Annotated in this window: 25 protein-coding genes; 13 read left to right on the top strand and 12 right to left on the bottom strand. The window is 34.6% G+C overall.

The features are described 5' to 3' along the window. The first annotated feature begins 40 nt into the window (after nucleotides 1-40). The 6 genes from NO995_RS03395 to NO995_RS03370 all read left to right on the top strand — a co-directional run bounded on the left by NO995_RS03395 (nucleotide 41) and on the right by NO995_RS03370 (nucleotide 5,536). Nucleotides 41-955, top strand: coding sequence for a geranylgeranylglycerol-phosphate geranylgeranyltransferase (locus tag NO995_RS03395; RefSeq protein WP_258226256.1), 915 nt, complete (start codon nucleotides 41-43; stop codon nucleotides 953-955). 44 nt (nucleotides 956-999) lie between these two features. Next, on the top strand, nucleotides 1,000-1,875 hold the full coding sequence (locus NO995_RS03390; RefSeq protein WP_258226255.1) for a pseudouridine synthase: 876 nt from the start codon (nucleotides 1,000-1,002) through the stop codon (nucleotides 1,873-1,875). A 478-nt stretch (nucleotides 1,876-2,353) separates the two neighbouring features. Then, on the top strand, nucleotides 2,354-3,751 hold the full coding sequence (locus tag NO995_RS03385; protein WP_240571942.1) for an arginine decarboxylase: 1,398 nt from the start codon (nucleotides 2,354-2,356) through the stop codon (nucleotides 3,749-3,751). Nucleotides 3,752-3,924: 173 nt separating this feature from the next. Next, on the top strand, nucleotides 3,925-4,902 hold the full coding sequence (locus NO995_RS03380; RefSeq protein WP_240571941.1) for a deoxyhypusine synthase family protein: 978 nt from the start codon (nucleotides 3,925-3,927) through the stop codon (nucleotides 4,900-4,902). A 24-nt stretch (nucleotides 4,903-4,926) separates the two neighbouring features. Next, on the top strand, nucleotides 4,927-5,286 hold the full coding sequence (locus NO995_RS03375; protein WP_240571940.1) for a hypothetical protein: 360 nt from the start codon (nucleotides 4,927-4,929) through the stop codon (nucleotides 5,284-5,286). Nucleotides 5,287-5,302: 16 nt separating this feature from the next. Next, on the top strand, nucleotides 5,303-5,536 hold the full coding sequence (locus NO995_RS03370; RefSeq protein ID WP_240571939.1) for a hypothetical protein: 234 nt from the start codon (nucleotides 5,303-5,305) through the stop codon (nucleotides 5,534-5,536). 45 nt (nucleotides 5,537-5,581) lie between these two features. Here the strand turns inward: NO995_RS03370 and NO995_RS03365 are convergent, their stop codons facing one another. After that, entirely contained in the window at nucleotides 5,582-6,964 is a 1,383-nt protein-coding gene (locus tag NO995_RS03365; protein ID WP_258226254.1) for a mannosyltransferase, read from the bottom strand. Nucleotides 6,965-7,199: 235 nt separating this feature from the next. On the opposite strand from NO995_RS03365, the gene NO995_RS03360 reads away from it, so the two are divergent. After that, nucleotides 7,200-9,827 (top strand): glucosidase, encoded by a 2,628-nt coding sequence (locus NO995_RS03360; RefSeq protein WP_258226253.1) that lies wholly within the window; start codon nucleotides 7,200-7,202, stop codon nucleotides 9,825-9,827. A gap of 80 nt (nucleotides 9,828-9,907) precedes the next feature. On the opposite strand, the gene NO995_RS03355 is transcribed toward NO995_RS03360, so the two are convergent. Genes NO995_RS03355 through NO995_RS03345 form a run of 3 tightly spaced genes read right to left on the bottom strand, consistent with a single transcriptional unit; the run spans nucleotide 9,908 to nucleotide 12,570 of the window. Beyond that, nucleotides 9,908-11,398, bottom strand: a complete 1,491-nt coding sequence (locus NO995_RS03355; protein WP_258226252.1) for a cellulose synthase family protein — start codon at nucleotides 11,396-11,398, stop codon at nucleotides 9,908-9,910. Then, nucleotides 11,395-12,087, bottom strand: a complete 693-nt coding sequence (locus NO995_RS03350) for a glycosyltransferase family 2 protein (protein ID WP_258226251.1) — start codon at nucleotides 12,085-12,087, stop codon at nucleotides 11,395-11,397. The genes NO995_RS03355 and NO995_RS03350 overlap by 4 nt, the downstream gene beginning before the upstream one ends. Nucleotides 12,088-12,123: 36 nt before the next feature. Next, nucleotides 12,124-12,570, bottom strand: coding sequence for a hypothetical protein (locus tag NO995_RS03345; RefSeq protein WP_258226250.1), 447 nt, complete (start codon nucleotides 12,568-12,570; stop codon nucleotides 12,124-12,126). 95 nt (nucleotides 12,571-12,665) lie between these two features. Here NO995_RS03345 and NO995_RS03340 point away from each other — a divergent pair, with 95 nt between their 5' ends. Further along, the gene (locus NO995_RS03340) at nucleotides 12,666-13,673 is read left to right on the top strand and encodes a glycoside hydrolase TIM-barrel-like domain-containing protein (RefSeq protein WP_258226249.1); all 1,008 of its coding nucleotides are present in this window, start codon (nucleotides 12,666-12,668) and stop codon (nucleotides 13,671-13,673) included. Between the two features lie 111 nt (nucleotides 13,674-13,784). Continuing rightward, the gene (locus NO995_RS03335; protein ID WP_258226248.1) at nucleotides 13,785-14,516 is read left to right on the top strand and encodes a metallophosphoesterase family protein; all 732 of its coding nucleotides are present in this window, start codon (nucleotides 13,785-13,787) and stop codon (nucleotides 14,514-14,516) included. Here the strand turns inward: NO995_RS03335 and NO995_RS03330 are convergent, their stop codons facing one another. Beyond that, a complete protein-coding gene (locus NO995_RS03330; protein ID WP_258226247.1) occupies nucleotides 14,517-16,022 on the bottom strand; it encodes a carboxypeptidase-like regulatory domain-containing protein in 1,506 nt (501 codons plus the stop codon). A 60-nt stretch (nucleotides 16,023-16,082) separates the two neighbouring features. Next, nucleotides 16,083-16,967, bottom strand: a complete 885-nt coding sequence (locus NO995_RS03325; RefSeq protein ID WP_258226246.1) for a sterol desaturase family protein — start codon at nucleotides 16,965-16,967, stop codon at nucleotides 16,083-16,085. A gap of 32 nt (nucleotides 16,968-16,999) precedes the next feature. On the opposite strand from NO995_RS03325, the gene NO995_RS03320 reads away from it, so the two are divergent. Then, entirely contained in the window at nucleotides 17,000-17,470 is a 471-nt protein-coding gene (locus tag NO995_RS03320) for a DUF962 domain-containing protein (RefSeq protein WP_258226245.1), read from the top strand. Between the two features lie 9 nt (nucleotides 17,471-17,479). Here NO995_RS03320 and arsM read toward each other — a convergent pair whose 3' ends face one another. Next, nucleotides 17,480-18,448, bottom strand: coding sequence for an arsenosugar biosynthesis arsenite methyltransferase ArsM (arsM, locus tag NO995_RS03315; protein WP_258226244.1), 969 nt, complete (start codon nucleotides 18,446-18,448; stop codon nucleotides 17,480-17,482). Nucleotides 18,449-18,700: 252 nt separating this feature from the next. On the opposite strand from arsM, the gene NO995_RS03310 reads away from it, so the two are divergent. Then, nucleotides 18,701-19,345: a hypothetical protein gene (locus tag NO995_RS03310; RefSeq protein ID WP_258226243.1), complete on the top strand. Its 645-nt coding sequence runs from the start codon at nucleotides 18,701-18,703 to the stop codon at nucleotides 19,343-19,345. A 68-nt stretch (nucleotides 19,346-19,413) separates the two neighbouring features. Here the strand turns inward: NO995_RS03310 and NO995_RS03305 are convergent, their stop codons facing one another. From NO995_RS03305 to NO995_RS03285, 5 genes are all read right to left on the bottom strand, one after another. Then, the gene (locus tag NO995_RS03305; RefSeq protein ID WP_258226242.1) at nucleotides 19,414-20,226 is read right to left on the bottom strand and encodes a purine-nucleoside phosphorylase; all 813 of its coding nucleotides are present in this window, start codon (nucleotides 20,224-20,226) and stop codon (nucleotides 19,414-19,416) included. Next, a complete protein-coding gene (locus tag NO995_RS03300) occupies nucleotides 20,223-20,894 on the bottom strand; it encodes a TIGR04282 family arsenosugar biosynthesis glycosyltransferase (protein WP_258226241.1) in 672 nt (223 codons plus the stop codon). Before NO995_RS03300 ends, NO995_RS03305 begins: the two co-directional genes overlap by 4 nt. 11 nt (nucleotides 20,895-20,905) lie before the next feature. After that, nucleotides 20,906-21,958: an arsenosugar biosynthesis radical SAM (seleno)protein ArsS gene (gene arsS, locus NO995_RS03295; protein ID WP_258226240.1), complete on the bottom strand. Its 1,053-nt coding sequence runs from the start codon at nucleotides 21,956-21,958 to the stop codon at nucleotides 20,906-20,908. Between the two features lie 44 nt (nucleotides 21,959-22,002). Further along, nucleotides 22,003-22,338 (bottom strand): arsenosugar biosynthesis-associated peroxidase-like protein, encoded by a 336-nt coding sequence (locus tag NO995_RS03290; RefSeq protein WP_240571923.1) that lies wholly within the window; start codon nucleotides 22,336-22,338, stop codon nucleotides 22,003-22,005. A 146-nt stretch (nucleotides 22,339-22,484) separates the two neighbouring features. Continuing rightward, nucleotides 22,485-23,627, bottom strand: coding sequence for an acyl-CoA dehydrogenase (locus tag NO995_RS03285; RefSeq protein ID WP_258226239.1), 1,143 nt, complete (start codon nucleotides 23,625-23,627; stop codon nucleotides 22,485-22,487). 94 nt (nucleotides 23,628-23,721) lie between these two features. On the opposite strand from NO995_RS03285, the gene NO995_RS03280 reads away from it, so the two are divergent. Together NO995_RS03280 and NO995_RS03275 are read left to right on the top strand one after the other, a co-directional pair. After that, complete coding sequence (locus NO995_RS03280) at nucleotides 23,722-24,792, top strand: anhydro-N-acetylmuramic acid kinase (RefSeq protein WP_258226238.1); 1,071 nt, start codon at nucleotides 23,722-23,724, stop codon at nucleotides 24,790-24,792. A gap of 162 nt (nucleotides 24,793-24,954) precedes the next feature. After that, entirely contained in the window at nucleotides 24,955-26,181 is a 1,227-nt protein-coding gene (locus tag NO995_RS03275; RefSeq protein ID WP_258226237.1) for a Glu/Leu/Phe/Val dehydrogenase dimerization domain-containing protein, read from the top strand. Nucleotides 26,182-26,194: the final 13 nt, after the last annotated feature.

The raw sequence follows: 26,194 nt of genomic DNA, 5'->3' as shown, positions 1-26,194 counted from the left end.
CATTCTGAAACTTTTCAGAATCTCATAAACATTTTATTATATGCTTAACCGAAGACAGAAACATATTTTAATTAAATTTTTTAGTATGTTTTCTGTGGTTCGTGGTTACAACATTCTTATTGTTGTTATCGCGCAGTATTTGGCGAGTATTTATATTTTAGGAAATCATTTGCCTGTTAAATCGGTGGTGTTTGATTTAAATTTATTCATGCTGGTAATGGCTAGTGCGATGACCATTGCAGGGGGGTATATTATTAATAATTTTTACGATTCGGAGAAAGATTTAATCAACAGGCCACAAAAATCGATGCTAGATAGGTTGGTGAGTCAGAATACGAAGCTTTCGTTGTATTTTGTTCTTAATTTTCTGGCTGTTATTCTGGCGAGTTATGTGTCGTTTAGAGCAGTTGTGTTCTTTTCAGTGTATATTTTCGGTATCTGGTTTTATTCACATAAACTTAAGAAGTTGCCATTCGTTGGGAATTTAACATCGGCAATTCTAACAATCACGCCATTTTTTATCATTTTCATTTATTATAAAAATTTTGAGCATGTCATTTTTGTACACGCCATGTTTTTGTTTTTAATGATTTCAATGCGAGAGCTCACCAAAGACCTGGAAAATATAAAGGGCGATATGGCACAGGGTTATAAAACCATTCCCATTGTTTACGGAGAGAAAGCTTCAAAAGTAATGTTGACTATTCTTTGCGTTCTAACCGTGATTCCTGCGTATTTGTTAATAGATAAATTTCATGTGGGGAAGATGAGTTATTTCTTTTATGCGAGTATCTTTCTTTTAGTCGTGTTTCAGTTTTTACTCTGGAAATCAAATAGTAAATTACAGTATTTAATACTTCATAATATTTTAAAATTCATTATTCTGGCTGGTGTTTTTAGTATTCCGCTTATTGATATTTCACTGGTTTTGAATAAAATTACATTAATGCGTTAGGCAACGAATTATAGATTATCTTTGCACAAAATAATTAGTAAGCAATGAGCAGAAATCAAGGGACAAATAGAAAAGGAAAACCTTCAGGAAGAGGGCAGCAAAGTGGCGCAAAAAAGAACAGCAGCCGAGGTGTTGCTAATTCAAACACAAAAAGCTTTGCCAGAGGAAATGCACCTGTAAAAAAGATAAGCTCAAATCAAAAAGCATCGAATCCGGACGAGATTCGTTTAAATAAATATGTTGCCAATTCTGGTATGTGTTCACGCAGGGAAGCCGATGTACACATTGCCACCGGTCTTGTTACTGTAAATGGCGTTGTAGTTACCGAAATGGGATACAAAGTAAAGCCAGGAGACGAAGTACGTTATGATGGTTCTCGCATTAACCCTGAGAAAAAGGCATATGTTTTATTAAATAAACCTAAAGGATTTGCAACAACAACAAGTGAGGGTAAAGGTAGAACCGTGATGGATTTAGTTGCTAACGCGACAAGTTCAAGAATTAAGCCTATTGGTCGTTTAGGACGTAACTCGAAAGGCTTAATCTTATTTACAAACGATGAAACGATTGTTAATAAGTTTACAAATTCTAAGAACGGTGTGCCTCGTTTATTCCATATTGAATTAAGTAAAAATTTAAAGTTAGAAGACCTAAAGAAGATTCAAGCAGGAATAAAAGTTGAAGATAAATTAATCACTGTAGAAGAGATTAGCTATATCGAAGGAGCTTCTAAAAAAGAAGTTGGTTTAAAAATTAAAAATACCGGAAATAATATCATCCGAACTATTTTTGAACACCTGAATTACGATATTGTAAGTTTAGATTGTGTAGCTATTGCACATTTAACAAAAAAGGATATTCCTAGAGGTCACTGGAAGCATTTAACAGAGCAGGAACTGAACAGTTTAAAAATGCTTTAAGAAGTAAATACCAGTGCCAAAAAATATAAAGACCGGTGAATTTTTATACGCTGGTCTTTTTTTTGATCAAAACTAACGAATTTTGTAGAAAAAAAACAAGAGATAAAAGTGTCTGAAGGCAGTATAGGAGCGGAATGTCCCGTGTTTACTGGTTGAAAAAAATATTCAAAAAAAATATTCAAAAGAGTTTGAAATTCATTTTTTTGTAGTTCATTTGTAACTTATTTAGCTGAACAATTGAAATCTGTTTTTATGTTCGGGCTTTTGAACAATAGGGAGTCATTTTCAAGAGCAGCTTATAGATTAAGTAACCGAATTTTAGAGCTAGCTTCCGCATGTTATGTTTTTTTAAGCCAACATTTGTTTGGCTTTATTCCTACGACCCATCCTCAACTACAAGTTTGATATATTTTATTTGATATTAACTTAATAATGAATTATATTATAATTCTCATTTTTAAATATTTAAAATAAAATAATGAATACCAAATACATAGATTTAATTAATCAAACTTTCGATTTTCCACAAGAAGAATTTAAACTGGAAGAAAAGCACTTACAGTTTCATGATATAGATTTAATGGCGTTAGTAGAAGAGTATGGTGCGCCTTTAAAGTTTACTTATTTACCGCAAATCTCAAATAATATTAACAAGGCAAAAGGGTGGTTTAAAAAAGCTTTAAAAAACAATAAATACAAAGGGAAATACCATTATTGTTATTGTACAAAAAGTTCACATTTTAAGCACGTATTAAACGAAGCTTTAAAGAATGATATTCACATAGAAACATCATCAGCATTTGATATTGATATAGTTGAAAATCTTAAAAAGGAAGGTAAAATTACCGATGAAACTTATGTGATTAGTAATGGATTCAAGCGTTCACAATATGTAACTAACATTGCGAGGCTTATAAATAATGGTCATAAAAATGCGATTCCAATTATTGATAATTACGAAGAATTAGATTTATTGTCTCAGGAAATTGAAGGTAAATTTAACGTAGGTATTCGTATAGCATCAGAGGAAGAGCCAAAGTTCGAGTTTTATACCTCAAGATTAGGTATTGGATATAAAAATATCGTTCCGTTTTATAAAAATCAAATTCAGGGTAATAAAAAGGTAAAACTTAAAATGTTACACTTTTTTATTAACACAGGTATCCGCGACAATGCATATTACTGGAACGAGTTACATAAATGTTTAAAAGTTTACACGAGTCTTAAAAAGATTTGTCCGTCGTTAGATAGTTTAAATATTGGTGGAGGTTTCCCAATTAAAAATTCATTAGCATTTGAATTTGATTACGAATATATGGTTGATGAAATTATCAATCAGATTAAATTAGCTTGTGAAGATGAAGAAGTTCCAGTACCACATATTTTTACTGAGTTTGGTAGTTTTACCGTTGGAGAAAGTGGTGGAGCTATTTACGAAGTGTTGTACCAAAAGCAACAAAACGACCGTGAAAAGTGGAATATGATTAATTCATCGTTCATTACCACACTTCCTGATACCTGGGCTATTAACAAGCGTTTCATTTTATTGCCAATTAACCGTTGGCATGAAAGTTATGAGCGTGTGTTATTAGGAGGTCTAACCTGTGATAGTGACGATTATTACAACAGTGAACAGCATATGAATGCTATTTACCTGCCGAAGTATAACAAAGAAAAACCTTTGTATCTTGGTTTCTTCAATACAGGAGCATACCAGGAAACGATTGGTGGTTTTGGTGGCTTACAGCACTGTTTAATTCCGTCGCCAAAGCATATTTTAATTGATAGAGATGAAGATGGAAACATCACAACATCATTATTTAGTGAACAACAAAAAAGTGAAGATCTGCTTAAAATTTTAGGTTACGAGAACTAAAAAACGAATAAGAAAAGCGTATTTATTGAATTAAGGTTTTAGAATGAATACAAATTTCAGAATTGTTTAATAGCAAGATTGTATTATAAAAGGTTAAGTTATAAATTTATACATGTAGATTTAGGAAGTAATTATCTGAGATTCTGCAAAAACAATATTAAAGAGTTAAGAAAATGAGTACTAAAGGACCAATTTCACAATTTATAGAAAAAAATTATTTACACTTTAACGCAGCTGCTTTAGTAGATGCCGCAAAGGGTTATGAAACACACTTGTTAGAAGGAGGTAAAATGATGGTGACTTTGGCGGGTGCAATGAGTACTGCCGAGTTAGGAAAGTCGTTAGCTGAAATGATTCGTCAAGATAAAGTTCATATCATCTCTTGTACAGGGGCAAATCTTGAAGAAGATATCATGAATTTAGTAGCGCACAATTCTTATAAACGTGTGCCAAATTACCGTGATTTATCGCCACAGGAAGAGTGGGATTTATTAGAAAACCACTATAATCGTGTTACAGATACTTGTATTCCGGAAGAGGAAGCATTTAGAAGATTACAATCACATTTATACGATATCTGGAATAAAGCCGATAAATCTGGAGAGCGTTATTTTCCACATGAATTCATGTATCAAATGTTAAATTCAGGGGTTTTAGAGCAATACTACGAGATTGATCCTAAAGATTCTTGGATGATTGCTGCTGCCGAGAAAAATTTACCAATTGTTGTTCCAGGATGGGAAGACAGTACTATGGGTAACATTTTTGCATCATACTGTATTAAAGGCGAATTTAAAGCTTCAACCATGAAAAGTGGTATTGAATACATGATGTGGTTAGCCGATTGGTATCCAAAAAATTCTTCAGGAAAAGGCGTAGGGTTTTTTCAAATTGGAGGAGGTATTGCTGGAGATTTCCCAATTTGTGTGGTGCCAATGCTATACCAGGATATGGAAATGCATGACGTACCTTTCTGGAGTTATTTCTGCCAGATTAGTGACTCTACAACAAGTTACGGTTCTTATTCTGGAGCAGTACCAAACGAAAAAATTACCTGGGGTAAATTAGATATCGACACCCCTAAATTTATTATAGAAAGTGATGCAACTATTGTTGCTCCGTTAATTTTTGCATATTTGTTAGATCAATAATATAACCAACCCTTAAAAAATAAAATGTTACGTAGAATTGTAGATTACAAAAAGTTGAATCAGGATATTTTAAATCTTCTTGTAGAGAAGTTTCCTGATGGATATGATGACACCGATGTGATTTCATTTAGAAATGCTCAAAATGAAATTATAGAGGCAGTTGAGGTGCGTACCGATGATACTATTTATTTAGTAAAAGTTGGTAAACGTCTTGTACAGGCAATGGAAGACTTTGGTGATGATGACAACGACGGAAATGATACTGACGTTGATTTTGAAAGCGTAAAAGTTGAAGATGGAGAAGGAGACGACGACGATGACGATGATTCGGCTAACGATGTGGCTGATGACGAAGAAGAAGATGATGACGACGATAACGAATAAATTATTGTAGTATAAAATGAGAACAGCTGTTTTTAAGTCTTACAAAAAAGGATATTATACTTTTTGGTTTGAAAATGGAGAGGAATTGGTGTTCGAAGAAGTACATCCAAGAGTGCTAAAACAATACGATTTAAAGAACGATAAAAGTTATATAGATCAGGAATTTAAAATAACTTTTGTTGAAGATTTTGAAGATGACGATGAAGAAATTAGTATTTATAGAATTGAAAGTTTAAAACCAATTCAATAATTTCAAGTCATTAAAAAGTCAAAACTTATATTAAAAGTCTGTCGTTTATTTTTCGGCAGACTTTTTTAGTTTTAAAGGTTTATTTAAAATGACTTCCCAAATAAAAACGGTATACACAATAAGGTATTCCAAGGCAATAATCCACAAGTTTTCAACATTGTTGGTATTGGCATAAGCCAAATAGCTTAAAATAATAACAAAGCTCCATACTAAAGGAAATTTATAATTTGTAAATACCGATAATATCAAAAGCGTGGCAATATACCACGGGTGCACAGTTGTTGCCGTAAAAAGGTAAAAGCTCAGCGCAAATAGCATACTTATTATTAGTTGTTGTATTGATTTATTATTTCTGAAGCATGTTAAAATCAAAATAAAAAGAATAACCAAAACTGGAATAAATGTCCCAATGACGCCGATTTCATTATAGCCTCTAAACCTATATCCAATAGCTCGAGCTATATAATACAAACTGGCATTAAATTCGAAGCGTTGAAACCATAGACCAACGGTTTGTGCATAGTTGTTAACAAAATCTGTTGAGTAGAACGGTAGAAAACTCGTCATGGTTATTAAAAGGACCAATGCATAATACGTCATTAATTTTATTAATCCTTTACTTTTAGAAGTATCTCTTTTAATAAACCATTGAAATAATAAAGGTAAAAACATTAAAGGGATAAGCTTTGTAGAAACCGATAAGGCAAATATAACTGCCGAAAGCATCCATTTACCTTTTTGGAGTAGATACAAACTCCAGATTAAAAAGAAAATCATGATGCCTTCAAAATGTAGATTTCCTGTTAATTCTATTATTATAAAAGGGTTTAGTACGTACAAAAAGATGTTATGAAAAGGAATGTTAATAACCTTTAAAAGTTTCTTTCCATAGAATAACGTTCCAAAATCAGCAGCAACAATAAGTAGACGCATTACAACAACAGAGCCTAAAATATTCGTTTTAGCAAATAGGGCAGCAATTAAAAAACACAACTCATTTAATGGCGGGTAATTGGTGAAATGACTGGCATTGAGCTCGCCCATGCCATGAAATAATTCTTCAGCTTGTGCTACAGGGTATTCATGACTGCTAATAAACGATTCTACTTTAAATAAGTAAGGGTTATAGCCTTCTAATAGCATCCGGCCATCCCATATAAATCGATAAAAATCCTGAGAAAGATTGGGAATAGCTAGAATAAATAGGGCTCGGAAGCCAAAGGATACTAGCGTTAATAAACCAATATTTTCTTTGTAAACTTGTATAAGTTTATAAAACAGAATAAATAATGTGCTATAAAGTAAAATCAGCAAATTATAATCTGTTCTTTTTAAATAATATGCAAATACAAAAAACAAAATCGTTGAAGCCAAAACGAACAGAAATCCGTTTTTTCTATAATTCGTAAATTGTATGTTATTCAGCATAGTTCAAATATAATATCATTTTCGGTGTCTTATAGGTCTAAAAACATTCAACTTCCTTAATTTTTTGCTTCATTTTTTTACAGACATTTTAATAGAATTGCCTTAATAAAGTCAATTAGCTAATTCTTTGAATGAAAGGATTTTTTTGGAAATAAAAAACTTAAATTTATGTGAGTCCGTAACAGTTCTTAGTTGACGTTTAGAGGCTTAATCCCTAACCAAAAGAAAGATTGATATGAAGCAAAAAGGACCTGAAGCACAACGATTGCATACCGAAGATAATTATAGAAAGTGGAAACAATGGGGGCCGTATTTAGCGGAAAGGCAATGGGGAACCGTTCGAGAAGATTATAGTTTGTATGGAGAATCCTGGGAGTTTATAGATCATGATAAAGCGAGGAGTAATGCGTTTCGTTGGGGAGAAGAAGGTATTGGTGGTTTTTGTGATTCACGTGAAATTTTATGCATGGCACCTGCCTTTTGGAATGGTAAAGACCCTATTTTAAAGGAGCGTTTATTCGGGTTAACCAATAATCAGGGAAATCATGGCGAAGATGTTAAAGAGCTTTATTTTCATCAGGTATCTACACCAACACATTCGTATAACAAATATCTTTATAAGTACCCTCATAATGCATTTCCATATAGTGACTTGGTGGATAGAAATCGTAGAAGTCGTGACGAAGCGGAATATGAAATTCTTGATACCGGCTGTTTTAAGAATAATGCGTATTTCGATTGCTATATTGAATATGCCAAGGCTGATGTAGATGATATTTTGCTAAAAGTTACGGTTGTAAATCGAGGAGAGAAGGCTGCAGACATTCATGTTTTACCACACCTTTGGTATCGAAATTTCTGGAAGCATAACAAACGTTTTGAGCGGCCAAGTATGAGGTTGTCTACCTCGCAAGACGAAACAGTTATTGCGAGAAGTGTTAGAAATGGGCGTTATTATTTTTATCATGAAGGTGGCGAACAGTTGTTCTGTGAAAATGAGACTAATAATAAACGAATTTACAATGTTCCTAACGATGTCGATTATGTGAAAGACGGAATAAATAATCATGTTATTAATGGTGAGGCATCTGTAAATCCAGATAAAACAGGATCTAAACTAGCCATTTGGTATAAGTTTAGTTTAAAACCTGGTGAGGAACGAAGTGTGAAGGTCAGACTGAGTAAAGATAAAATGGAATCTCCTTTTCAGGGTTTTGATGACATTTTTTTACAACGATTACAAGAATGTGAAGCCTTCTATAATGAAACAATAGAAGCTCATGTTCCGGAGACACATCAAAAGGTCGCTAAAGCTGCTTTTTCAGGATTATTATGGACCAAACAGTTTTATTACTACGATGTGTTTAAATGGTTATTTGGAGGTCCAGGAGAGCCTAAACCCGATAGAATAAACCTAAGAAATTACAGTTGGCAGCATTTAACCAACAGGCATGTTATTTCCATGCCTGATAAATGGGAATATCCTTGGTACGCGGCCTGGGATTTGGCGTTTCATATGGCGTCGTTTGTTGAAATAGACCCGTATTTTGCTAAAGAGCAATTGCAATTGGTACTTCAGGAAAATTATATGCATCCTAACGGACAAATTCCGGCTTACGAATGGAATTTTAGTGACGTAAACCCACCCGTACACTCCTGGGCAGTTTGGCAGGTTTACGAAAAAGATAAGGAATACTCAGGAAAGGGAGATACCAGATTTTTGGAGACTGTGTTTCAAAAATTACTTATAAATTTCACCTGGTGGGTTAATCAAAAGGATAAAAACGGTATCGACTTATTTGAGGGAGGATTCTTAGGATTAGATAATATTGGTGTTTTCGACCGTAATCATATGCCACCTGGAATTACTAGAATGCAGCAAGCCGATGCTACAAGCTGGATGGCTATGTTTACTTTAAACATGCTGCGAATGTCTTTAGAATTGGCTAAAACCAACAAAATATATGAGGAAGTAGCAGCTAAGTTTTTCAGACACTTTTTAAATATAGCGTGGGCCATGCATCATATTGGTCAAAAAGATATATCGCTTTGGGACGATGAAGATAATTTCTATTACGACGTTGTTGAAATGGAATCAGGTGCAACCGAACGATTAAAAGTAAGATCGCTGGTAGGTGTTATTCCTATGTTTGCTGTAGAAATTATGCATGAAGATTTGTTTGAAGAGTTGAAAAAGTTTCGACGTAAAGCCAATGAGATTATCAGAACGCGTCCGGATTTGGCTTCGTTGATTTCTAATTTAGATCACACCAACGAAGAAGGTAATTACCTGTTTGCAATAATGAGAGGATTCAGGTTGGAGCATTTATTAAAGCGTTTATTGGATGAAGATGAATTTCTTTCTGATTATGGTATTCGGTCACTTTCAAAATATCATGAAAAACATCCGTTTGTGTTTTTATACCATGGTCATCATCAAATTCAGTATGAACCCGGTGAAAGCCGATCGAATATGTTTGGTGGTAATTCTAACTGGCGTGGTCCTATTTGGATGCCATTAAATTATATGATTATTCAATCGCTTAGAAAGTATTATAAATTTTATGGAGATAAATACACCTATGAATTTCCAACAGGTTCAGGAAATAAATTAACACTAAAGCAAATAGCGAATGAATTAACTAAAAGATTGGTAAAGCTTTTTGAACGTAATGAAGATGGAAAATATCAATATCATTCCGATGATGAAAATCATATGTTCGCAAAAGAAGAACATTTTAAAAGCGAGCATTTGTTTTATGAGTTTTTCGATGGCGATACCGGAAAAGGGTTAGGAGCTTCCCATCAAACAGGCTGGACAGCTTTAATTGCTAATTTAATTATGGAAATGGATGAAGATTAATTCAGTTGAAACTTTTGAATAATAAAAAAGGCTCGCTATAACTTAGCGAGCCTTTTTTGTTTTTATTGAGATATCTCTTGTTACACTTTAGAGGTTAGAGATTTAATAAATACATATCCAAATCCTACGAATAACATTAAGTGGAAAGGGAATAGTCCGAAGTCTCCACCTTGGTTTCCTACGATGAAAGCGCTGTACATTCCAAATCCGAAATAAAGCATAAGTAAACCTTCAAAGACAACGTGAATTGAAATCGTTTTCTTAAGGTACTTGTTTTTCTTCCAGCTGTCTTTTAGTGTATTGATGTTGAACTTTGGCGTACGAACAAATTCACTTTTCTTACCCCAGTGTCCTTCTAATACAGCAATTGAGTTGTGTAAAGAAAAGCCCATAGCAATTGAGAAGAATACAAAGAACATACCTATGTATCTAATAAAATTCTTTATACCACCACCATACGTGTTCTTATACATAAACCAATAACATACAAAGAAAATAATGGTACTAATCACAAAGAAACTCATCACGTAGAAGTAAGGTTTTAAATGCGTGTACTCATTTTTAATATATAACATCGGGATACTTAAAATACCAACAATTAATACGTTTAAGAACATCGTGCTGTTTAAAAGGTGTAATAAACCATGAAGTTTGGTTTTAGCAGAAATGTTTTCGCTTTTTAATACACGCCAAAGCATTTTTCTAAAGTTTTCAGCACCACCCTTGTTCCATCTGAATTGTTGAGAACGTGCAGCACTTATTACTACTGGTAATTCGGCAGGAGTTTTAACATCTTCTAAATACTTAAATTTCCAGTTTTTTAACTGTGCACGGTAACTTAAATCTAAATCTTCCGTTAAGGTATCGCCTTCCCAGTTTCCGGCATCAAGAATACATTCTTTACGCCATACACCAGCCGTACCGTTAAAGTTAATGAAGTGTCCTTTAGAGTTTCTTCCAACTTGTTCTAAGGTAAAGTGAGCATCTAAAGCAAACGCCTGAATTTTTGTTAATAACGAATAGTTACGGTTTAAGTGCCCCCAGCGGGTTTGTACAACACCAATGTTTTCGTCTTTAAAAAACGGAATAGTACGTTTTAACCAGTCTGTTTCAGGTAAGAAGTCCGAATCGAAAATGGCAATAAATTCACCTTTGGCGATTGTAAGACCCTCTTTTAAGGCTCCGGCTTTAAAACCAGTTCTGTTGGTTCTGGTAATGTGCTGAATATCTAATCCTGTTGCTTGCAGTTTTTCAACATGCTCGCGAGTAGATTCTACTGTTTCGTCGGTTGAATCGTCAAGGACTTGAATTTCAAGTTTGTTCTTTGGATAATCGATTTTAGCAATATTATCTAATAAACGCTCCATAACGTACATTTCGTTATAAACCGGTAATTGGATGGTGACGAATGGCACTTCGTCTGAATTCGATAAATCGAACGTCTCACAACTTTCTTTACATCGCTTTGATGACAGATAGTTGAAAAGAAGATTTAATTGCGCTAAAGCATACATAAATATTAGCAGTAGTGCAACACTATAAATAATGATAACTGTTGTTTCTAAAATCATTTCTTAATACTATATTTAAAAATCCAACCTAAGATTTTAATGCCTGCAAATATACTACCTTTTATGGTTCCTGAAACTTTTGAGACACCAATTCTATTTCTATAATTTACAGGTATTTCTGTGTACGATAATTCTTGCTGTAAAGCCTTTAGTTGCATCTCTATAGTCCAACCGTAAGTCTTGTCTATCATGTTTAAATTCAGTAGTTTATCATATTTAATAGCGCGAAAAGGTCCCAGATCGGTATACTTCGCAGAAAAGAATAAAGCCATCAGGTTTGTGGCCAACCAGTTGCCAAAAATTTGCGGTCCTGTCATGGACCCGGGTTCACGTAGATTTTTTACGCGAGAACCAATAACAAAGTCTACATTTTTTTCGATAATAGGCTGCACTATTTTGGTTAATTCTTCTGGGTAATCGCTATAGTCTCCATCCAAAAATACAATAATATTTGGTTTTTCAATCTTATTTTCAATGTATTGCATGCCTTTCAAGCAAGCATAGCCGTAACCTCTGTTGTTTTCGGTTAACACGGTGGCGCCAGCATTTTTTGCATTTACCTCTGTAAGATCTGTGGAGTTATTGCTAACAACAATAATTTCATCAACAATATCAGGAATGTCGTTAATAACTTTTGCAATGGAATCTGCCTCGTTGTAGGCAGGAATGATAACGTTAATTATGGTCATATTGGGTGAAATACAAAGAGAAAATACGATTTAGTTTTAATTTGTTTGGTGCTGCTGAAGATATTCTTTTTGCTGGGCAGGAACAATATGCTTGTCAAAATACCAAGACGACCATTTTTCTAAAGAAAGAAAAATACCAATACCTAGAACTATTATGATTAGGGTAACTAAAATTAAATTTTTTCTTTTACGTTTTGGGTCAATAGAACATTGGTTTTGTTTTTTTCTAAACATAAAAATGCCATAAACACCTATTAGTACTGCGATGATACGTAAAATCCAAGAGCCTAACCCAACCGAGCCATCTTCAGCATAAAAAAAATCGGCAAACGATATAGCGTAAATGCCTCCCATTAGCCCAAACATAAATAAAACTGCAGGTGCAACACAGCATAAAATGCCGGCAATACCTGCTGATGCAGCAAATTTAAAAGCCCATTTAAAAATATTAGGTTCTTGATTTTTGGTTTTTAATTCGCTCATAATTTTTTTCAATTTGTCATATAATGCATGGCTACCTTTCAAAAAAAGGTTTAATAAACATTTATGTTAATTAAATATAGCATTATTTTTCAGGTATGAAATGTTTTATAATTATAGGTTTAATGGTTTTGCTGAGTAGTTGCGATATAACTTCCAATGCAAACAAAAAGATTAATGGTGTTAGTTTTGTTGCATCGAGAGATTCAATAAACAACAGACATATAAAACCGGTTCTTGAACTTCATGCAAATTATGTCGCAATAATGCCTTTTGGGTTTATACGTAATTTAGAGCACCCTCGGATTACGTACAATTCAAATAGACAATGGTTTGGTGAAACCAAAGAGGGGGTAGAGCAGTACGTAAATGCTTTTAAAGCCAAGCAATTTAGGGTGATGGTGAAACCTCAAATATGGGTAAGTCGAGGCGAATTTACGGGAAAAATAAAAATGAATTCTGAAGAAGCCTGGAAAGAACTTGAAGAAACTTACTCAAAATTTATTTTAGATTTTGCCAAAGTAGCTGAAGAGGCAAAAGTTGAATTATTTTGTATAGGCACCGAACTTGAAACATTTATAGACCATCGTCCTGAGTTCTGGTTCGAATTGATTAAGCATATTAGAAAAATTTACTCAGGGAAATTAACTTATGCCGCCAATTGGAACGAATATAACCGGACTCCGTTTTGGTATGCGTTAGATTATATTGGAATTGATGCTTATTTTCCTGTAAGCGATTTACTGACGCCTACAGTTGAAGATTGCAAACAAGGTTGGATAAACTATAAAGCGGATTTAGAAATGTTTTCAGAAAATTTAAAGAAACCCATTTTGTTTACCGAGTTTGGTTACCGAAGTGTAGATTATGCAGGGAAACGTCCTTGGGAATCCGATAGACAAATGAATAACGTTAATCTGGAAGCTCAATTAAATGCAACACAAGCTTTGTTTGAAACCTGTTGGGATGAAGACTGGTTTGCGGGCGGTTTTCTCTGGAAGTGGCATCATAAACATGAAACATCAGGAGGAAATGAGAATTTTATGTTTACACCACAAAATAAACCCGTTGAGGTTTTTATTAAAGATTGGTACGCTCGTTATTAATTTTTTAGCGCTTGTTTTGTGTATTCATGAAATCTTCAATTTTAACTTAAAATAACTTTTCATTCTTATTAGTTTTAAGGGAATCTCTTAGTTTTGCATAAAAAAGAACGCATGAGTACGTATGCCATTGGTGATATTCACGGAGGTTTTAAAGCTTTAATTCAGGTATTAAATCAATTAGAAGTTAAAGAGGAGGATACTTTAATTTTTATGGGCGATTATGTCGATGGTTGGAGTGAGTCCGCCCAAATTATCGAGTTTTTAATCGATTTATCTGAAAAAATAAACTGTGTTTTTATCAAGGGAAATCATGATGTGTGGTGCGAAGACTGGTTGAAATCCGATTACGTGAATCCGACCTGGTATATTCATGGTGGAAAGGAAACCATGGACAGTTATGCTACTTTTTCAAAGGAGGAAAAACTACTGCATCATGAATTCTTTAAAGCAATGCCTTGGTATCATATAGATGATAAAAACAGGTTGTTTATTCATGCAGGGTTTACCTCAATGCATGGGGTGAGTAAGGAGCCAATGGTTAGTAGTTTTTCAACAGATCGAACACTTTGGGAAATGGCTTTAGGTCTGGATAAAAGCATCGATGAGAATTCATCAAGATACCCAAATAGGTTAAAGCATTACAACGAAATTTTTATCGGGCATACTCCAACCATAAACTTTGGATCGTTTGAACCTATGAATGCGGCTAATGTGTGGAATATTGATACCGGTGCTGCTTTTTTCGGACGCATTACCGGTATGAATGTAGATACCAAAGCTTATGTTCAAAGCGATATTGTTAAAGATCTGTATCCTGACGAAAAAGGACGAAACAGAGGATAATTATTCCATGATTTTAAAATCTTTGATAGCCTGATTGGGTTCAATAACGTTGTAACCCGCCCAGAAATCTGGATCATATTTGGGTAAATAGGTTGGTTTTATTTTTGGGTTTTCCTTAAAATCATTGAATTTGCTTTCAGATATCATTTGGGTTTCAAAAACAACAAGTACTTGTTTAGAGGAACTTGAGAGGATGAAATGAATATCTGAAACCAGTTCGTTTTGTTTTCTTCGGCCCTGGGTGTTTTTATTCTTTTCAACAATTTTTAAAGGTCTTTTAATGCCTATATTATGGCCTTGTATGTTTTCAGCAAATCTTAAAGTATAACTTCGGTCTTCATTTTTACCATAAATTAAAGTGCCTTCTTTTTTATATTCTTTGAATGAAATGCCAAGTAAACTAAAGTCTCTTAAATCTTTTACATTTCTGTAATCAACACGAACCACAGCAAAATTATCGGTATTAATATATAGAATGCCTTGATAATCGGCACCACGCTTAGGTGTGAAACTTATTTTATAAACAAAATCGTCGTTTAAAAAAGCATAATCTAAAAGCTGAAATTCATATTTACTGGATTTATGAATGAAGTTGAGGTCGCTTTTTTCGGAAATAAAGCTTTTATTAATTAAGTTAGATATAGCTTGCTTATTACTCATAAAAAAGAGTTCTTTTCGAGAGTTTTCATCTGTTTCCTGCTCGTCGAGCAATGCCTTGGATTGTTTAGCTTCTTCAGTTTCAAAAAACGAAGAGTCTATACTTTCCTTGGTGCCAAACCAACCCGATTTTATTTTTATATACGAATCCCGTTTTATGTGTTTTTGAGCGATATCTTTAAGTTTGGTTTCAAAACTTTTTAAATTGATTTCGGTGTCTTTATTATATAATTTTGAGGCTTTAATGACTTCGAGTTTCTGAGAATGGCTATAGTTGTTAGTATACAGATTGCCTAAAAGTTCGGTATGGTAGTCGTTGTTTTTTGGAAGCGATTGAATCACACTGTCAATAAAGGCCTGATTAAGTTCTGGAATACTACTTTTTTCAATATCAATCTCCTGTTTCTGCATTTTTGTATTGAAAGACGTTCTGGAAAACAGCGTATTTTTGGAAAAATCTGTACTATAATTTTGTAGCAGGTTATCTTTTACTTTATCAATGATTTCTTCTGCAGTGTAATGTTTGTTGGAAACCAGCACTTCATCTAATTCAATAGATTTAGGGTGAAGCAAAACAATGCTGTCTTTAAATGTTTTTACCGGAATAATTTTGCTTTCGTAACCTAAACACTGAATAGTTAAATCGATTTGGTCTGTACTGTTTAGATTAATTTGGAATTCACCATATTCATTACTTATCACTCCAAAATTGTTGGTAGTTGAAATGGTTGCAAATGGAATGGGGCTTTTTGAAATAGAATCTAAAATAGTGGCTTTAATAGTTTCCTGGGCAGATATAGAAAAATGAAGCCATAAAAAGCAAAAAAAGAAGGTGTAGGTGAGTTTCATAGTATTGCTGTTTACTATAAAAATAGACGATTCACCGTTTATAATGTAATAATCGGTTGATTATTTTTTATTTAGGGGGTACAATTCCTGATTTAAAAAATCTTTTGGGAAGTCTTCGTCACCTTCAAAACCCAATTCAATATCCCGACCGTTGTATGGTATATGAGCCGTTTTAAACAGGTAATCCCAAATGCTTAAAGTGATACCGTAGTTAATGCCATATTTGGCTTGTTTAGGTAAATCTTTAACATGATGCCAGATGTGCATTTTCGGATTGTTTAAAATGTATTTTAATGGGCCGTAGTTCCAACCCAGATTGGCATGATTTAAATGCCCTATGGTAATATTGAAAAAGTGGATGATAGCTACATCCTGAGCGTCGAAACCACCAATAATTGCCATAGGGATATAAAGTAGTGATTTATAAACTACAGGTTCCATCCAGTGGTAGCGTAAATGTGCTGCAAAGCCCATCTCTTTAACAGAGTGATGTACTTTATGGAAATTCCAAAGTAAGGGAACACGATGTAAAAGTCTGTGCGTATTCCACTGAATAAAATCGCCAACAATAAAAAAGATAAATAGGCCTAACACTTTTGGTAGTGCATCAACGTCGAAAAGTTGGAAACTGGAAATGCTTAGACCGAAAACCGAAAGGATATCATTGAAAAATTGAGCCGCAGTATTAGATAAGGCTATAAGGACGATTAAATTCAGAAGGAAAAAATTGAAAAACATATAAAAGGTATCTAACCAGAAATCTTTTCTAACAATAGATTGTTCCTTACGCCAGGGAAAAATAATTTCTAAAAGCCAAACGGCTAATGAAATGAAAATAAGACCATAAAAATAATTGTCCCAGTGGTTAATCGTGATTAGTTCGTGTTTCAGGTAATTCCAGTAACCAGTATAAGACTTTTGTATTATTTCTATATATTTATCCATAGCGACTAAACTAAACGTAAAAATAAGACATTATGAGGACATTAAATAGCCTTTTGGCTGAGTATTCCGAAAGCCATCAAACAGCATACAATAAACGGATTCATTATGTATGCGTACCTGCCATTTTCTTTTCAATTGTTGGTTTGTTGGCTTGTATCCCAATAGGAAATTTGTTTGCAGATTTCAACCCTGAATGGATAAAATCTTATTTGCATTTCGGGACTTTAGGAATTTTATTGGTGATGTTCTATTATTTGAAATTGTCTTTTAAATTGTTTGTTGTCATGCTTCTGTTTTCTGTTTTGGTGCTTTTCGGAATTCAGGTTATAGATGGTTTTGGTATTGCTCCTTTATGGATGATTATGTTAATCATTTTTGCCATAGCATGGGTGTTTCAGTTTATTGGTCACAAGCATGAAGGAAAGAAACCTTCCTTTTTAAAAGATCTTCAGTTTTTATTAATTGGCCCAGCATGGACACTGAGCCATATTTTTAAATTTTAAAACGGAAAATTAACAGCAGCCACCACCATCGTAATGGTAGGTAGATTTACTTATAAAAATGTCATCTCGGTTTAAAGACTCCAGAGCATTGGCTGTTTTGTCGCATATAGCCAAAGGTTGATTTTTTAAGAGAATATGCCCTTTTTTATCATCAAAATAACCGCTGTCACCAAAGTATATAGCAGCTTTTCCTGTAAATACACATGGACCATCTTCAGGCATTGGATCTTTAATAGCTGCCACTTCTATAGATTCAATGTATATAAGTTCGTCGGTTGGGTAATTTTTAGGGTCAAGAATTCGGTAAGGCTTTCTGGCGCGAATTTCAATGGTTCCAAAACCGGCATCAGTAAGCATTTTAATATAATCGTTAATTGGCAGGCTTCCACTTAGACAAAGAGCTCGTAATCTTTCGTCGTTTCGAAGGATGTCGTTCATAGGCTGTTCGCAAGTTGGGTCACTCATAACTAAACGTCCGTGAGGTTTTAACACACGGTACATTTCTGAGATGGCTTTTTTTAAATCTTCAGCTTTAAAAATATTAAAGAGACAATTCTGAGCTGCAACATCAATAGAATTATCTTCAACAGGAAGGCTTAAGGCATCTCCTTTTTTAAGGTCGATAAATTCACTTTTAAACCATGGGTTTATAGTTTCGGCTTCCTTAAAATTTTTTCTTGATGCTTTCAGCATTTCATCTACTACATCAATTCCAATAACACCACCAATCTCACGGTTAAAATAGGAAAACTGTAAAAGTTCCATACCACCACCAACACCCACATAAAGCATTTTAGGGTTGTTGGTTAAATCACGAGCATGAACTGTACTGCCACAACCATAATTCATTTCCTGCATGATCTTCGGAATTTTTAATCCCGGCAGCTCCCAAATGGGGTTAGTGGTGCAACATAAACCAACATCTGGTGTTAGAGCAGCTTCTTTGTAAACATTGTGGGTGGTTTTAAGGTAACTCATTTGGTGTATTAATTTTTAATAAAAGTTAGGTCGGGATGCCCATGTAAAAATAACAGCGAAGTTCATCAAATTTATAATGGATAACATCTTTTTTTTCGGTCACCTCGTAAATACAGGGTCGGGTTTGCAATTTCATGTCATTCATCGAATAACTCAAAGGAAAAGCAATATGAGTTGTTGTGGTGACGTTTTAAATAACCTAAAATTGCTAATTTCGCCAGCCCTAAATTTATTAATATTTAACTGAAAAGTATGAAAAAGATTTTTTTGAGTTTATGTTCAATGGTGTTTGTTTTATCTGCATTTGCCCAAAAATATGGAGGCAGTCCATGGGTTTTTGAAGCAGGAATTAATGCGGTAAATGTCTATTCGGTAGGAGAGGATGCGCCCCAAGGTCCGTTTTTAGATGAGTTCTTTAATGTTAACGATCACTGGAATATTGGATTACCAACTGTTAAGGTTGCCAGATACATAAGTGATGATGTTTTTGTAAGTGTAAGAGCCTCTTTTAATAAATTAAGAAAATGGGGTGAATTTACGGGTGATTCTCGAGTAGAAGTTGATAAATTGACTTATTTAGGCTTCGATGCCATGATCAATACAAATATCAATAACTTGTTTGAGTCTGAAAAAGTAGAGCCTTTTGCTGGTTTAGGTTTAGGATATACCTGGATTCAGGAAGGAGAGTATAATATGCTTTCGGCAGCTAACGGAACTGATGATTTAGTTGGAGCTGCAACTATCAATGCAAGTGTAGGTTTAAAATACTGGTTTTCTGAAACCATTGGTTTAAGTTGGGAAACCACTTACAAGCATTCGTTTGAAGATTATTTAACAAAACACTGGCAACACAGTTTAGGTATTATTTTCAAGATTGAGGATTGTACGTGTTACTAATTTTTAGATATAAAAAAGAAAGGCTTGGTAAAAACCAAGCCTTTCTTTTTTGAGTTATATGTTGAAGTTTATAACGACTTAATAAGATCACGGAACAAGGTAATCATGTTAGGTTCAGCTTTTTTAGCCATTTCAATAATTTCGGTAATGTCAACAGGTTGTAAGTTGTCCGGGTCACACTCATCGGTTAAAACAGAAACAGCAGCTACTTTAAGTTTGAGGTGGTTTGCAACAATAACTTCAGGAGCAGTACTCATTCCCACAGCATCTGCACCAATAATTTTCAGCATACGGTATTCTGCTCTGGTTTCCAATTGCGGTCCCAGAACACTGGCATAAACACCTTCGTGTAAAGTAATGCCATGATTTTTTGCAATGGTTTTAAATTTCGAGTTAATCTCGCTACTGTAAGGGGCACTCATATCTACAAAGCGCTCACCTAAATGTTCAACACCTTTAAAAGCTAATGGCGAATCACCCTGAAGGTTAATATGGTCGTCGAGAAGCATTAATTCACCTTTTTTAAAGTTGGTGTTAATTGCACCAGCAGCATTAGAAACTAATAGGGTATTTATCCCCAATTTTTCCATAATACGAACCGGAAACGTGACGTCGGGTAAACTGTAGCCCTCGTATAGATGGAAGCGCCCTTGCATAACCATAACCTTTTTTCCTTCTAAAACGCCATAAATTAATTTCCCTTTATGAAATTCTACGGTAGCAGTCGGGAAGTTTGGAATGTGGTTATAGCTAACCTCGTGCAAAATTTCAATTTCATTAACAAGCTGACCAAGACCTGTTCCCAGAATAATACCTATTTCAGGATTGTCGAAGCCTTTGCCTTTTAAGTAATCTGTAGTTTCGTTTATTATCTTAATCATTGGGTGTAATACGGTTTTAATTCTTGATAGTCTTCAATATCTTCAAAGGTATCAATATCGTTTAACTCTTTTAACATGTAAACGTTGTTGTTTTGTAAATTTTCTAAAGTATCCTTTAAAACGGTTTCGGTTCCCCAGTTTTTATTCTTGAAAACTTCTGAATTTAAACGTCTCATTCCTAACAGATAGTATCCGCCATCCTTTGCTGGACCAATAACATAATCGCTATTATTTAATTTTTGAAACGCGTCGTTTATAATATCGGCATTTAAATCTAATACATCGCTTCCTACAATAACAATTTTGTGGTAATCTAAGCTGAAAAGTTCGGTGAAAGCGTGTTGCATACGTTCTCCTAAATCGTTGCCGGTTTGTAGTTTCTTTTTAAAAATGTCTGAGTTCCATAAATCATCTTTCATGATGTTTTCAGAATAGAAAACAAATTTGTCGACAGATAATTTTTCAGTGACTGAAGCGGTATGTTTTAGCAGGTGTTTGTAAATGTTAAGAGCCGCTTCGTTACCAATGGTTTTAGCAAGTCGCGTTTTGCATTTGCCTAATTTCGGATTTCGGGTAAAAATAATTAAAGCCTTTTTCGATGTTGGAAAATGAAAATCAAACGTCATGTCGTTATCATCATCTTGTCCTTTTTTGTTTAAAAATGCCATGTTTTTGTGAATTAAGCGACAGTGCCCTGGCAACTGCTTCCAGCGCCAGCCGTACAACCGTAACAATGTTGAGAAATAACAATGTCGCGCCCTTCTAATAAGTTTTCGTTGTATTCTGAAATGTGTTTAGCTATACTATTTACAGGAAGTTCCAGCATTTGATTGAAATCGCAATCGTATAAATAACCATCCCAACTTACTGAAATCGTGTTGGTGCACATCACATTTTTAACTGCATTCGGATTAAAAGCCTCAACCAAAGCATACATATAATCTTCATAATTTTCAGAAGCAATTAAATAATCTAAAAACCGACTAATTGGTAAATTGGTTAAGGCAAATAGGTTGTGAAAATGAATGCCAAAGTCATCAAACAGCGCTTTTTTAAAATCTTTCTCCATTGCCATTTGATTTCCTGGTAAAAAAGCACCTGATGGATTATAAACTAAATCTAATTTTAGGTTGCTGTCTGGTATGCCGTAACCAACATCATTCAGCATTTTTAAGGCTTTAAGTGAAGCATCAAAAACGCCATCGCCACGTTGCTTATCGGTTTTGCCTTTAGTCCAGTGTGGCATAGAACTTACCACATGAACATTATGGTTTTTAAAAAATTCTGGTAAATCGTGATGTTTTTTGTTGGCTGTAATGATGGTAAGATTCGATCGAACAATAAAATCTTTTATACCAGCCTTTGAAGCTTCATCTACAAACCATCGAAAATGAGGATTCATTTCTGGAGCTCCACCAGTTAAATCCAGCGTATGAGCACCAGTGTTTTTAATCACCTCCAAACATTGTAGCATCGTATCCTTACTCATAATTTCTTTGCGGTCTGGGCCGGCATCAACATGGCAATGGTTACACGTTTGATTGCACATGTAACCTACGTTTATTTGTAAAATTTCAAGCTTTTTAGCTTTTATAGGAAACTGATTGGTTTCTGAAATTTTAGCTTTAAAGGTTGGTAATTCGCCTTGTTGGAAAATACCATTAGATAGGATTTCAACCTGCCTTTTTGCGTTAGCCAAGTCACTTTCTCGCTTGTGAAGGGATTTAATCATAAATACTAAGTTCTTTTACGATTTAAGAAAAAAAGTAAGTTGTATTACATATCTAATTTATTCACTTTGTTCATCATTTGAACGCCGTGTACTAATGAAGCACCACCACGAATAGCAGCGGCCACGTGTAGAGCTTCCATCATTTCTTCTTTGGTAATTCCACGCTGTAAACCGTCACCGGTATAAGCATCAATGCAATAAGGGCACTGAATAGTATGAGAAACGGCTAAGGCGATTAACGATTTTTCACGTTCGGTTAAAGCGCCTTCTTCAAAGACTTTTCCGTAGTACTCGAAAAATTTAGCACCAAGTTCTTCATTCCATTCCGATATTTTTCCGAATTTCTTTAAATCGGCTGGGTCGTAATATGTTTTTTGCATGATTCTTTTTTGTTTAAAGATAGAAATCTACAGTTTTAAAGTCGAAAGGTTTTAAAATTCTTAACAAAAAAAGTCCATTATTCACAATGGAAATAACGGACTTAAAAACATTTCGGTTTTTTGATCTAGAAATTGAAAAGTAGAACTTAATTTTTTGTAATACTTCTTGAGATAACAATTTTTTGAATCTCAGAAGTGCCTTCGTAAATCTGAGTAATTTTAGCGTCACGCATTAAGCGTTCTACATGATAATCTTTTACGAAACCATTACCTCCAAATATCTGAACGGCTTCTGTAGTATGCTGCATGGCGGTTTTTGAGGCCTGTAATTTAGCCACAGCACTAGAAACGTCGTAATTAGCACCCTGGTCCTTATCCCAGGCAGCGCGCATGACTAAGTAACGAGCAGCTTCAATATCAGAATACATATCGGCTAATTTAAAAGCAATAGCTTGATGGTTGCAAATTTCGGTACCAAAAGCTTTACGTTCTTTTGAATATTTTAAAGCCAATTCGTAAGCGCCAGAAGCGATTCCTAAAGCTTGAGCAGCTATTCCAATACGGCCGCCAGAAAGCGTTTTCATAGCGAAACGAAATCCAGAACCATCATCGCCAATGCGATTTTCTTTAGGTACTTTCACATCGTTAAACTGAAGGGTGTGCGTATCGCTTCCACGGATGCCTAGTTTGTTTTCTTTCGGTCCAATATGGAAGCCTTCCATGCCTTTTTCAACAATAAAGACGTTAATGCCATGAGAACCTTTGTCTCTGTCGGTTTGTGCAATAACCAGATAAACATCGGCGCGCCCACCATTGGTAATCCAGTTTTTTGTTCCGTTTAAAATATAGTGGTCGCCTTTATCTATAGCTGTTGTTTTTTGAGAGGTTGCATCACTTCCGGCTTCAGGTTCACTTAAACAAAAAGCACCAACGAATTCGCCGGTGGCCAGTTTTGTTAAATATTTTTGTTTTTGTTCTTCCGTACCATAGGCTTCTAAACCATAGCAAACTAAAGAATTATTAACCGAAACAATAACCGAAGCCGAAGCGTCAATTTTAGAAAGCTCTTCCATAATAAGAACATATGAAATGGTATCCATACCACTGCCACCGTATTTCGGGTCTACCATGATACCTAAAAATCCAAGGTCGCCCATTTTTTTAACGAGTTCATCAGGAAAGTGTTGTTTTTCATCACGTTCAATAACACCGGGCAGCAATTCGTTTTGAGCAAAATCGCGTGCTGCATCACGTATCATTTTATGTTCTTCGGAAAGATTAAAATTCATAATTCTTAGTTATTTTGTTTATTTGGTAAAAAATATACACAAATATAGCTTTTTAATGATAATTTATTAAAAACCATTCTTATTTTTGTTGGGTATGGCAAAAAATAAATTTAAGGTAATAGGTGTGATGTCGGGAACATCGTTAGATGGTATCGATTTGGTTTATGTAATTTTTGAAAAAGGAAAGCAATGGCAGTTCGATATTGTTTATAGTGAAACTGTTGCGTATCCTAAATTTTGGGTGGAGCAATTGAGAGGTTTGGTTGCCAATACTTTTGAAGAATTAAAAGTTATAGATGTCGCGTATACCAAATATCTTGCAGGTGTAATAGCTGCCTTTATTGAAAAGTATAATTTAAATGATATTGATGCGGTGTGTTCGCACGGGCATACGGCGTTACATCAGCCGGAAAAGAAGTTAACTTACCAAATTGGAAATTTACAGATGCTTGCTGAGGTTTTAGGGCAAAAGGTCGTTTGTGATTTTAGAGTTCAGGATGTAGAATATGGAGGGCAAGGAGCGCCTTTGGTCCCGATAGGGGATAAGCTATTGTTTTCTGATTACGATTTCTGTTTGAACTTGGGTGGTTTCGCCAATATCTCAACAGATGAAAACGATAAGCGTATTGCTTACGACATCTGTCCGGTAAATATTGTTTTGAATCACTATGTAAAGCAATTAGGATTTGATTATGATGATTCTGGTACTATCGCAGCTTCGGGATCTGTCAATGCAGAATTGTTAGATAAGTTGAATGCTTTAGGATTTTATAAGGAAGCATACCCTAAAAGCCTGGGCTTAGAATGGGTGAAAGTAAATATTTTTCCTTTAATCGATGCTTTTCAACTTGAAATTAAAGATATTCTATCCACGTTTGTTGAACATATTGCCATACAGTTGGCAGCTGAAATTAATAAAAAGGAACTGGCTTCGGTGTATGTTACAGGAGGTGGCGTTTACAATGTCTATTTAATAGAAAGACTAAAGCATTATACAAATAATACTATTTTAATACCTGAAAATGCCATAGTGGAATTTAAAGAAGCTTTAATTTTTGGGTTCTTGGGAGTACTTAAACTTCGTAATGAAAATAACTGTCTTCAAAGTGTAACCGGAGCAAATAGAGACCATAGTTCCGGCAAAATCTACCTTCCTGAAAAATAATCTAAAATTAATCTGTTAGGATTTTTAGTTTTATATATTTGTGGATTAATAATTTTAAACTGTTTAAAAATGACTCAATTATAGCTACGCTTTAGTTTATTATCCATGGAATATATATCAATCAAAACTTAGCTAAAACGAATCAATTTTTAAATATCAACAATGAAAGAATTATTAAAAAAATACGAAAATAAAACTCCCGAAATTATATTCAACTGGAAAGATTCAGAAACCGAAGCCGAAGGCTGGGTAGTGATTAATTCGCTGCGTGGTGGTGCTGCCGGTGGAGGAACCAGAATGCGATTAGGCCTTGACGTAAACGAGGTTTTGTCTTTGGCAAAAACCATGGAAATTAAGTTTACAGTGTCTGGTCCGGCAATTGGAGGTGCAAAGTCTGGAATAAATTTCGATCCTAAAGATCCTAGAAAAAAAGGTGTTTTAGAGCGTTGGTATAAAGTCGTATCCCCGTTACTTAAAAGTTACTATGGTACGGGAGGCGATTTAAATGTAGACGAGATCCATGAAGTAATCCCAATTACCGAAGAAAGTGGCGTTTGGCACCCGCAGGAAGGTGTTTTTAACGGACATTTTAAACCAACCGAAGCTGATAAAATTAATCGAATAGGTCAGTTAAGGCAGGGAGTGATTAAAGTGATTGAAAATCCACAGTATTCACCAGACGTTTTAAGGAAATATACTGTTGCAGATATGATTACAGGCTTTGGAGTTGCTGAAGCTGTAAGACATTACTACAATATTTACGGCGGAGAGGTACAGGGTAAACGTGCTGTAATTCAAGGGTTTGGTAATGTTGGGGCTGCTGCTGCATATTATTTAGCTCAAATGGGTGCAAAAGTGGTTGGAATTATCGATATTGCAGGCGGTTTAATTAATGAGGAAGGATTTACGTTTGAGGAGATTAAGGCCTTATTTCTTGCGAAAAGGGGCAACACTTTAGAGAGCGATAATTTAATTCCTTTTGAGGAAATCAACGATAAAATTTGGGGTATTCAAGCCGAAATTTTCGCGCCATGTGCTGCATCTCGATTAATAACAGAAAGTCAGATTAATCAATTAATAGATAGTGGTCTTGAAGTGGTGTCGTGCGGTGCTAATGTGCCGTTTGCTGACAAGGAAATTTTCTTTGGACCAATTATGGAACATACCGATAATAAGGTGAGTTTAATTCCCGATTTTATTTCAAACTGTGGTATGGCACGTGTATTTGCATATTTTATGGAGCGCCGTGTACAAATGACAGATGATGCGATATTTAATGATACATCAAATAAAATTAAAGAAGCAATAGAAAACGTATATAGTAAAAACAAAGATAAAACCGGTGTGAGTGCCACGGCATATGAAATCGCACTCAGCCAACTTGTGTAATTTTTAAATTTTT

The organism is Aestuariibaculum sp. M13 (assembly GCF_024723255.1).
GTDB classification, from domain to species: Bacteria; Bacteroidota; Bacteroidia; order Flavobacteriales; family Flavobacteriaceae; genus Aestuariibaculum; species Aestuariibaculum lutulentum.
The sequence above is the reverse complement of the archived record's forward strand: the minus strand, read 5'-3'. Positions and strand labels throughout refer to the sequence as shown.

Excerpts from the sequence above, each read along its gene's own strand:
- NO995_RS03395 (WP_258226256.1), top strand. The coding sequence starts at position 41 with ATGCTTAACCGAAGACAGAAACATATTTTAATTAAATTTTTTAGTATG.
- NO995_RS03390 (WP_258226255.1), top strand. The coding sequence starts at position 1,000 with ATGAGCAGAAATCAAGGGACAAATAGAAAAGGAAAACCTTCAGGAAGA.
- NO995_RS03385 (WP_240571942.1), top strand. The coding sequence starts at position 2,354 with ATGAATACCAAATACATAGATTTAATTAATCAAACTTTCGATTTTCCA.
- NO995_RS03380 (WP_240571941.1), top strand. The coding sequence starts at position 3,925 with ATGAGTACTAAAGGACCAATTTCACAATTTATAGAAAAAAATTATTTA.
- NO995_RS03375 (WP_240571940.1), top strand. The coding sequence starts at position 4,927 with ATGTTACGTAGAATTGTAGATTACAAAAAGTTGAATCAGGATATTTTA.
- NO995_RS03370 (WP_240571939.1), top strand. The coding sequence starts at position 5,303 with ATGAGAACAGCTGTTTTTAAGTCTTACAAAAAAGGATATTATACTTTT.
- NO995_RS03365 (WP_258226254.1), bottom strand. The coding sequence starts at position 6,964 with ATGCTGAATAACATACAATTTACGAATTATAGAAAAAACGGATTTCTG.
- NO995_RS03360 (WP_258226253.1), top strand. The coding sequence starts at position 7,200 with ATGAAGCAAAAAGGACCTGAAGCACAACGATTGCATACCGAAGATAAT.
- NO995_RS03355 (WP_258226252.1), bottom strand. The coding sequence starts at position 11,398 with ATGATTTTAGAAACAACAGTTATCATTATTTATAGTGTTGCACTACTG.
- NO995_RS03350 (WP_258226251.1), bottom strand. The coding sequence starts at position 12,087 with ATGACCATAATTAACGTTATCATTCCTGCCTACAACGAGGCAGATTCC.
- NO995_RS03345 (WP_258226250.1), bottom strand. The coding sequence starts at position 12,570 with ATGAGCGAATTAAAAACCAAAAATCAAGAACCTAATATTTTTAAATGG.
- NO995_RS03340 (WP_258226249.1), top strand. The coding sequence starts at position 12,666 with ATGAAATGTTTTATAATTATAGGTTTAATGGTTTTGCTGAGTAGTTGC.
- NO995_RS03335 (WP_258226248.1), top strand. The coding sequence starts at position 13,785 with ATGAGTACGTATGCCATTGGTGATATTCACGGAGGTTTTAAAGCTTTA.
- NO995_RS03330 (WP_258226247.1), bottom strand. The coding sequence starts at position 16,022 with ATGAAACTCACCTACACCTTCTTTTTTTGCTTTTTATGGCTTCATTTT.
- NO995_RS03325 (WP_258226246.1), bottom strand. The coding sequence starts at position 16,967 with ATGGATAAATATATAGAAATAATACAAAAGTCTTATACTGGTTACTGG.
- NO995_RS03320 (WP_258226245.1), top strand. The coding sequence starts at position 17,000 with ATGAGGACATTAAATAGCCTTTTGGCTGAGTATTCCGAAAGCCATCAA.
- arsM (WP_258226244.1), bottom strand. The coding sequence starts at position 18,448 with ATGAGTTACCTTAAAACCACCCACAATGTTTACAAAGAAGCTGCTCTA.
- NO995_RS03310 (WP_258226243.1), top strand. The coding sequence starts at position 18,701 with ATGAAAAAGATTTTTTTGAGTTTATGTTCAATGGTGTTTGTTTTATCT.
- NO995_RS03305 (WP_258226242.1), bottom strand. The coding sequence starts at position 20,226 with ATGATTAAGATAATAAACGAAACTACAGATTACTTAAAAGGCAAAGGC.
- NO995_RS03300 (WP_258226241.1), bottom strand. The coding sequence starts at position 20,894 with ATGGCATTTTTAAACAAAAAAGGACAAGATGATGATAACGACATGACG.
- arsS (WP_258226240.1), bottom strand. The coding sequence starts at position 21,958 with ATGATTAAATCCCTTCACAAGCGAGAAAGTGACTTGGCTAACGCAAAA.
- NO995_RS03290 (WP_240571923.1), bottom strand. The coding sequence starts at position 22,338 with ATGCAAAAAACATATTACGACCCAGCCGATTTAAAGAAATTCGGAAAA.
- NO995_RS03285 (WP_258226239.1), bottom strand. The coding sequence starts at position 23,627 with ATGAATTTTAATCTTTCCGAAGAACATAAAATGATACGTGATGCAGCA.
- NO995_RS03280 (WP_258226238.1), top strand. The coding sequence starts at position 23,722 with ATGGCAAAAAATAAATTTAAGGTAATAGGTGTGATGTCGGGAACATCG.
- NO995_RS03275 (WP_258226237.1), top strand. The coding sequence starts at position 24,955 with ATGAAAGAATTATTAAAAAAATACGAAAATAAAACTCCCGAAATTATA.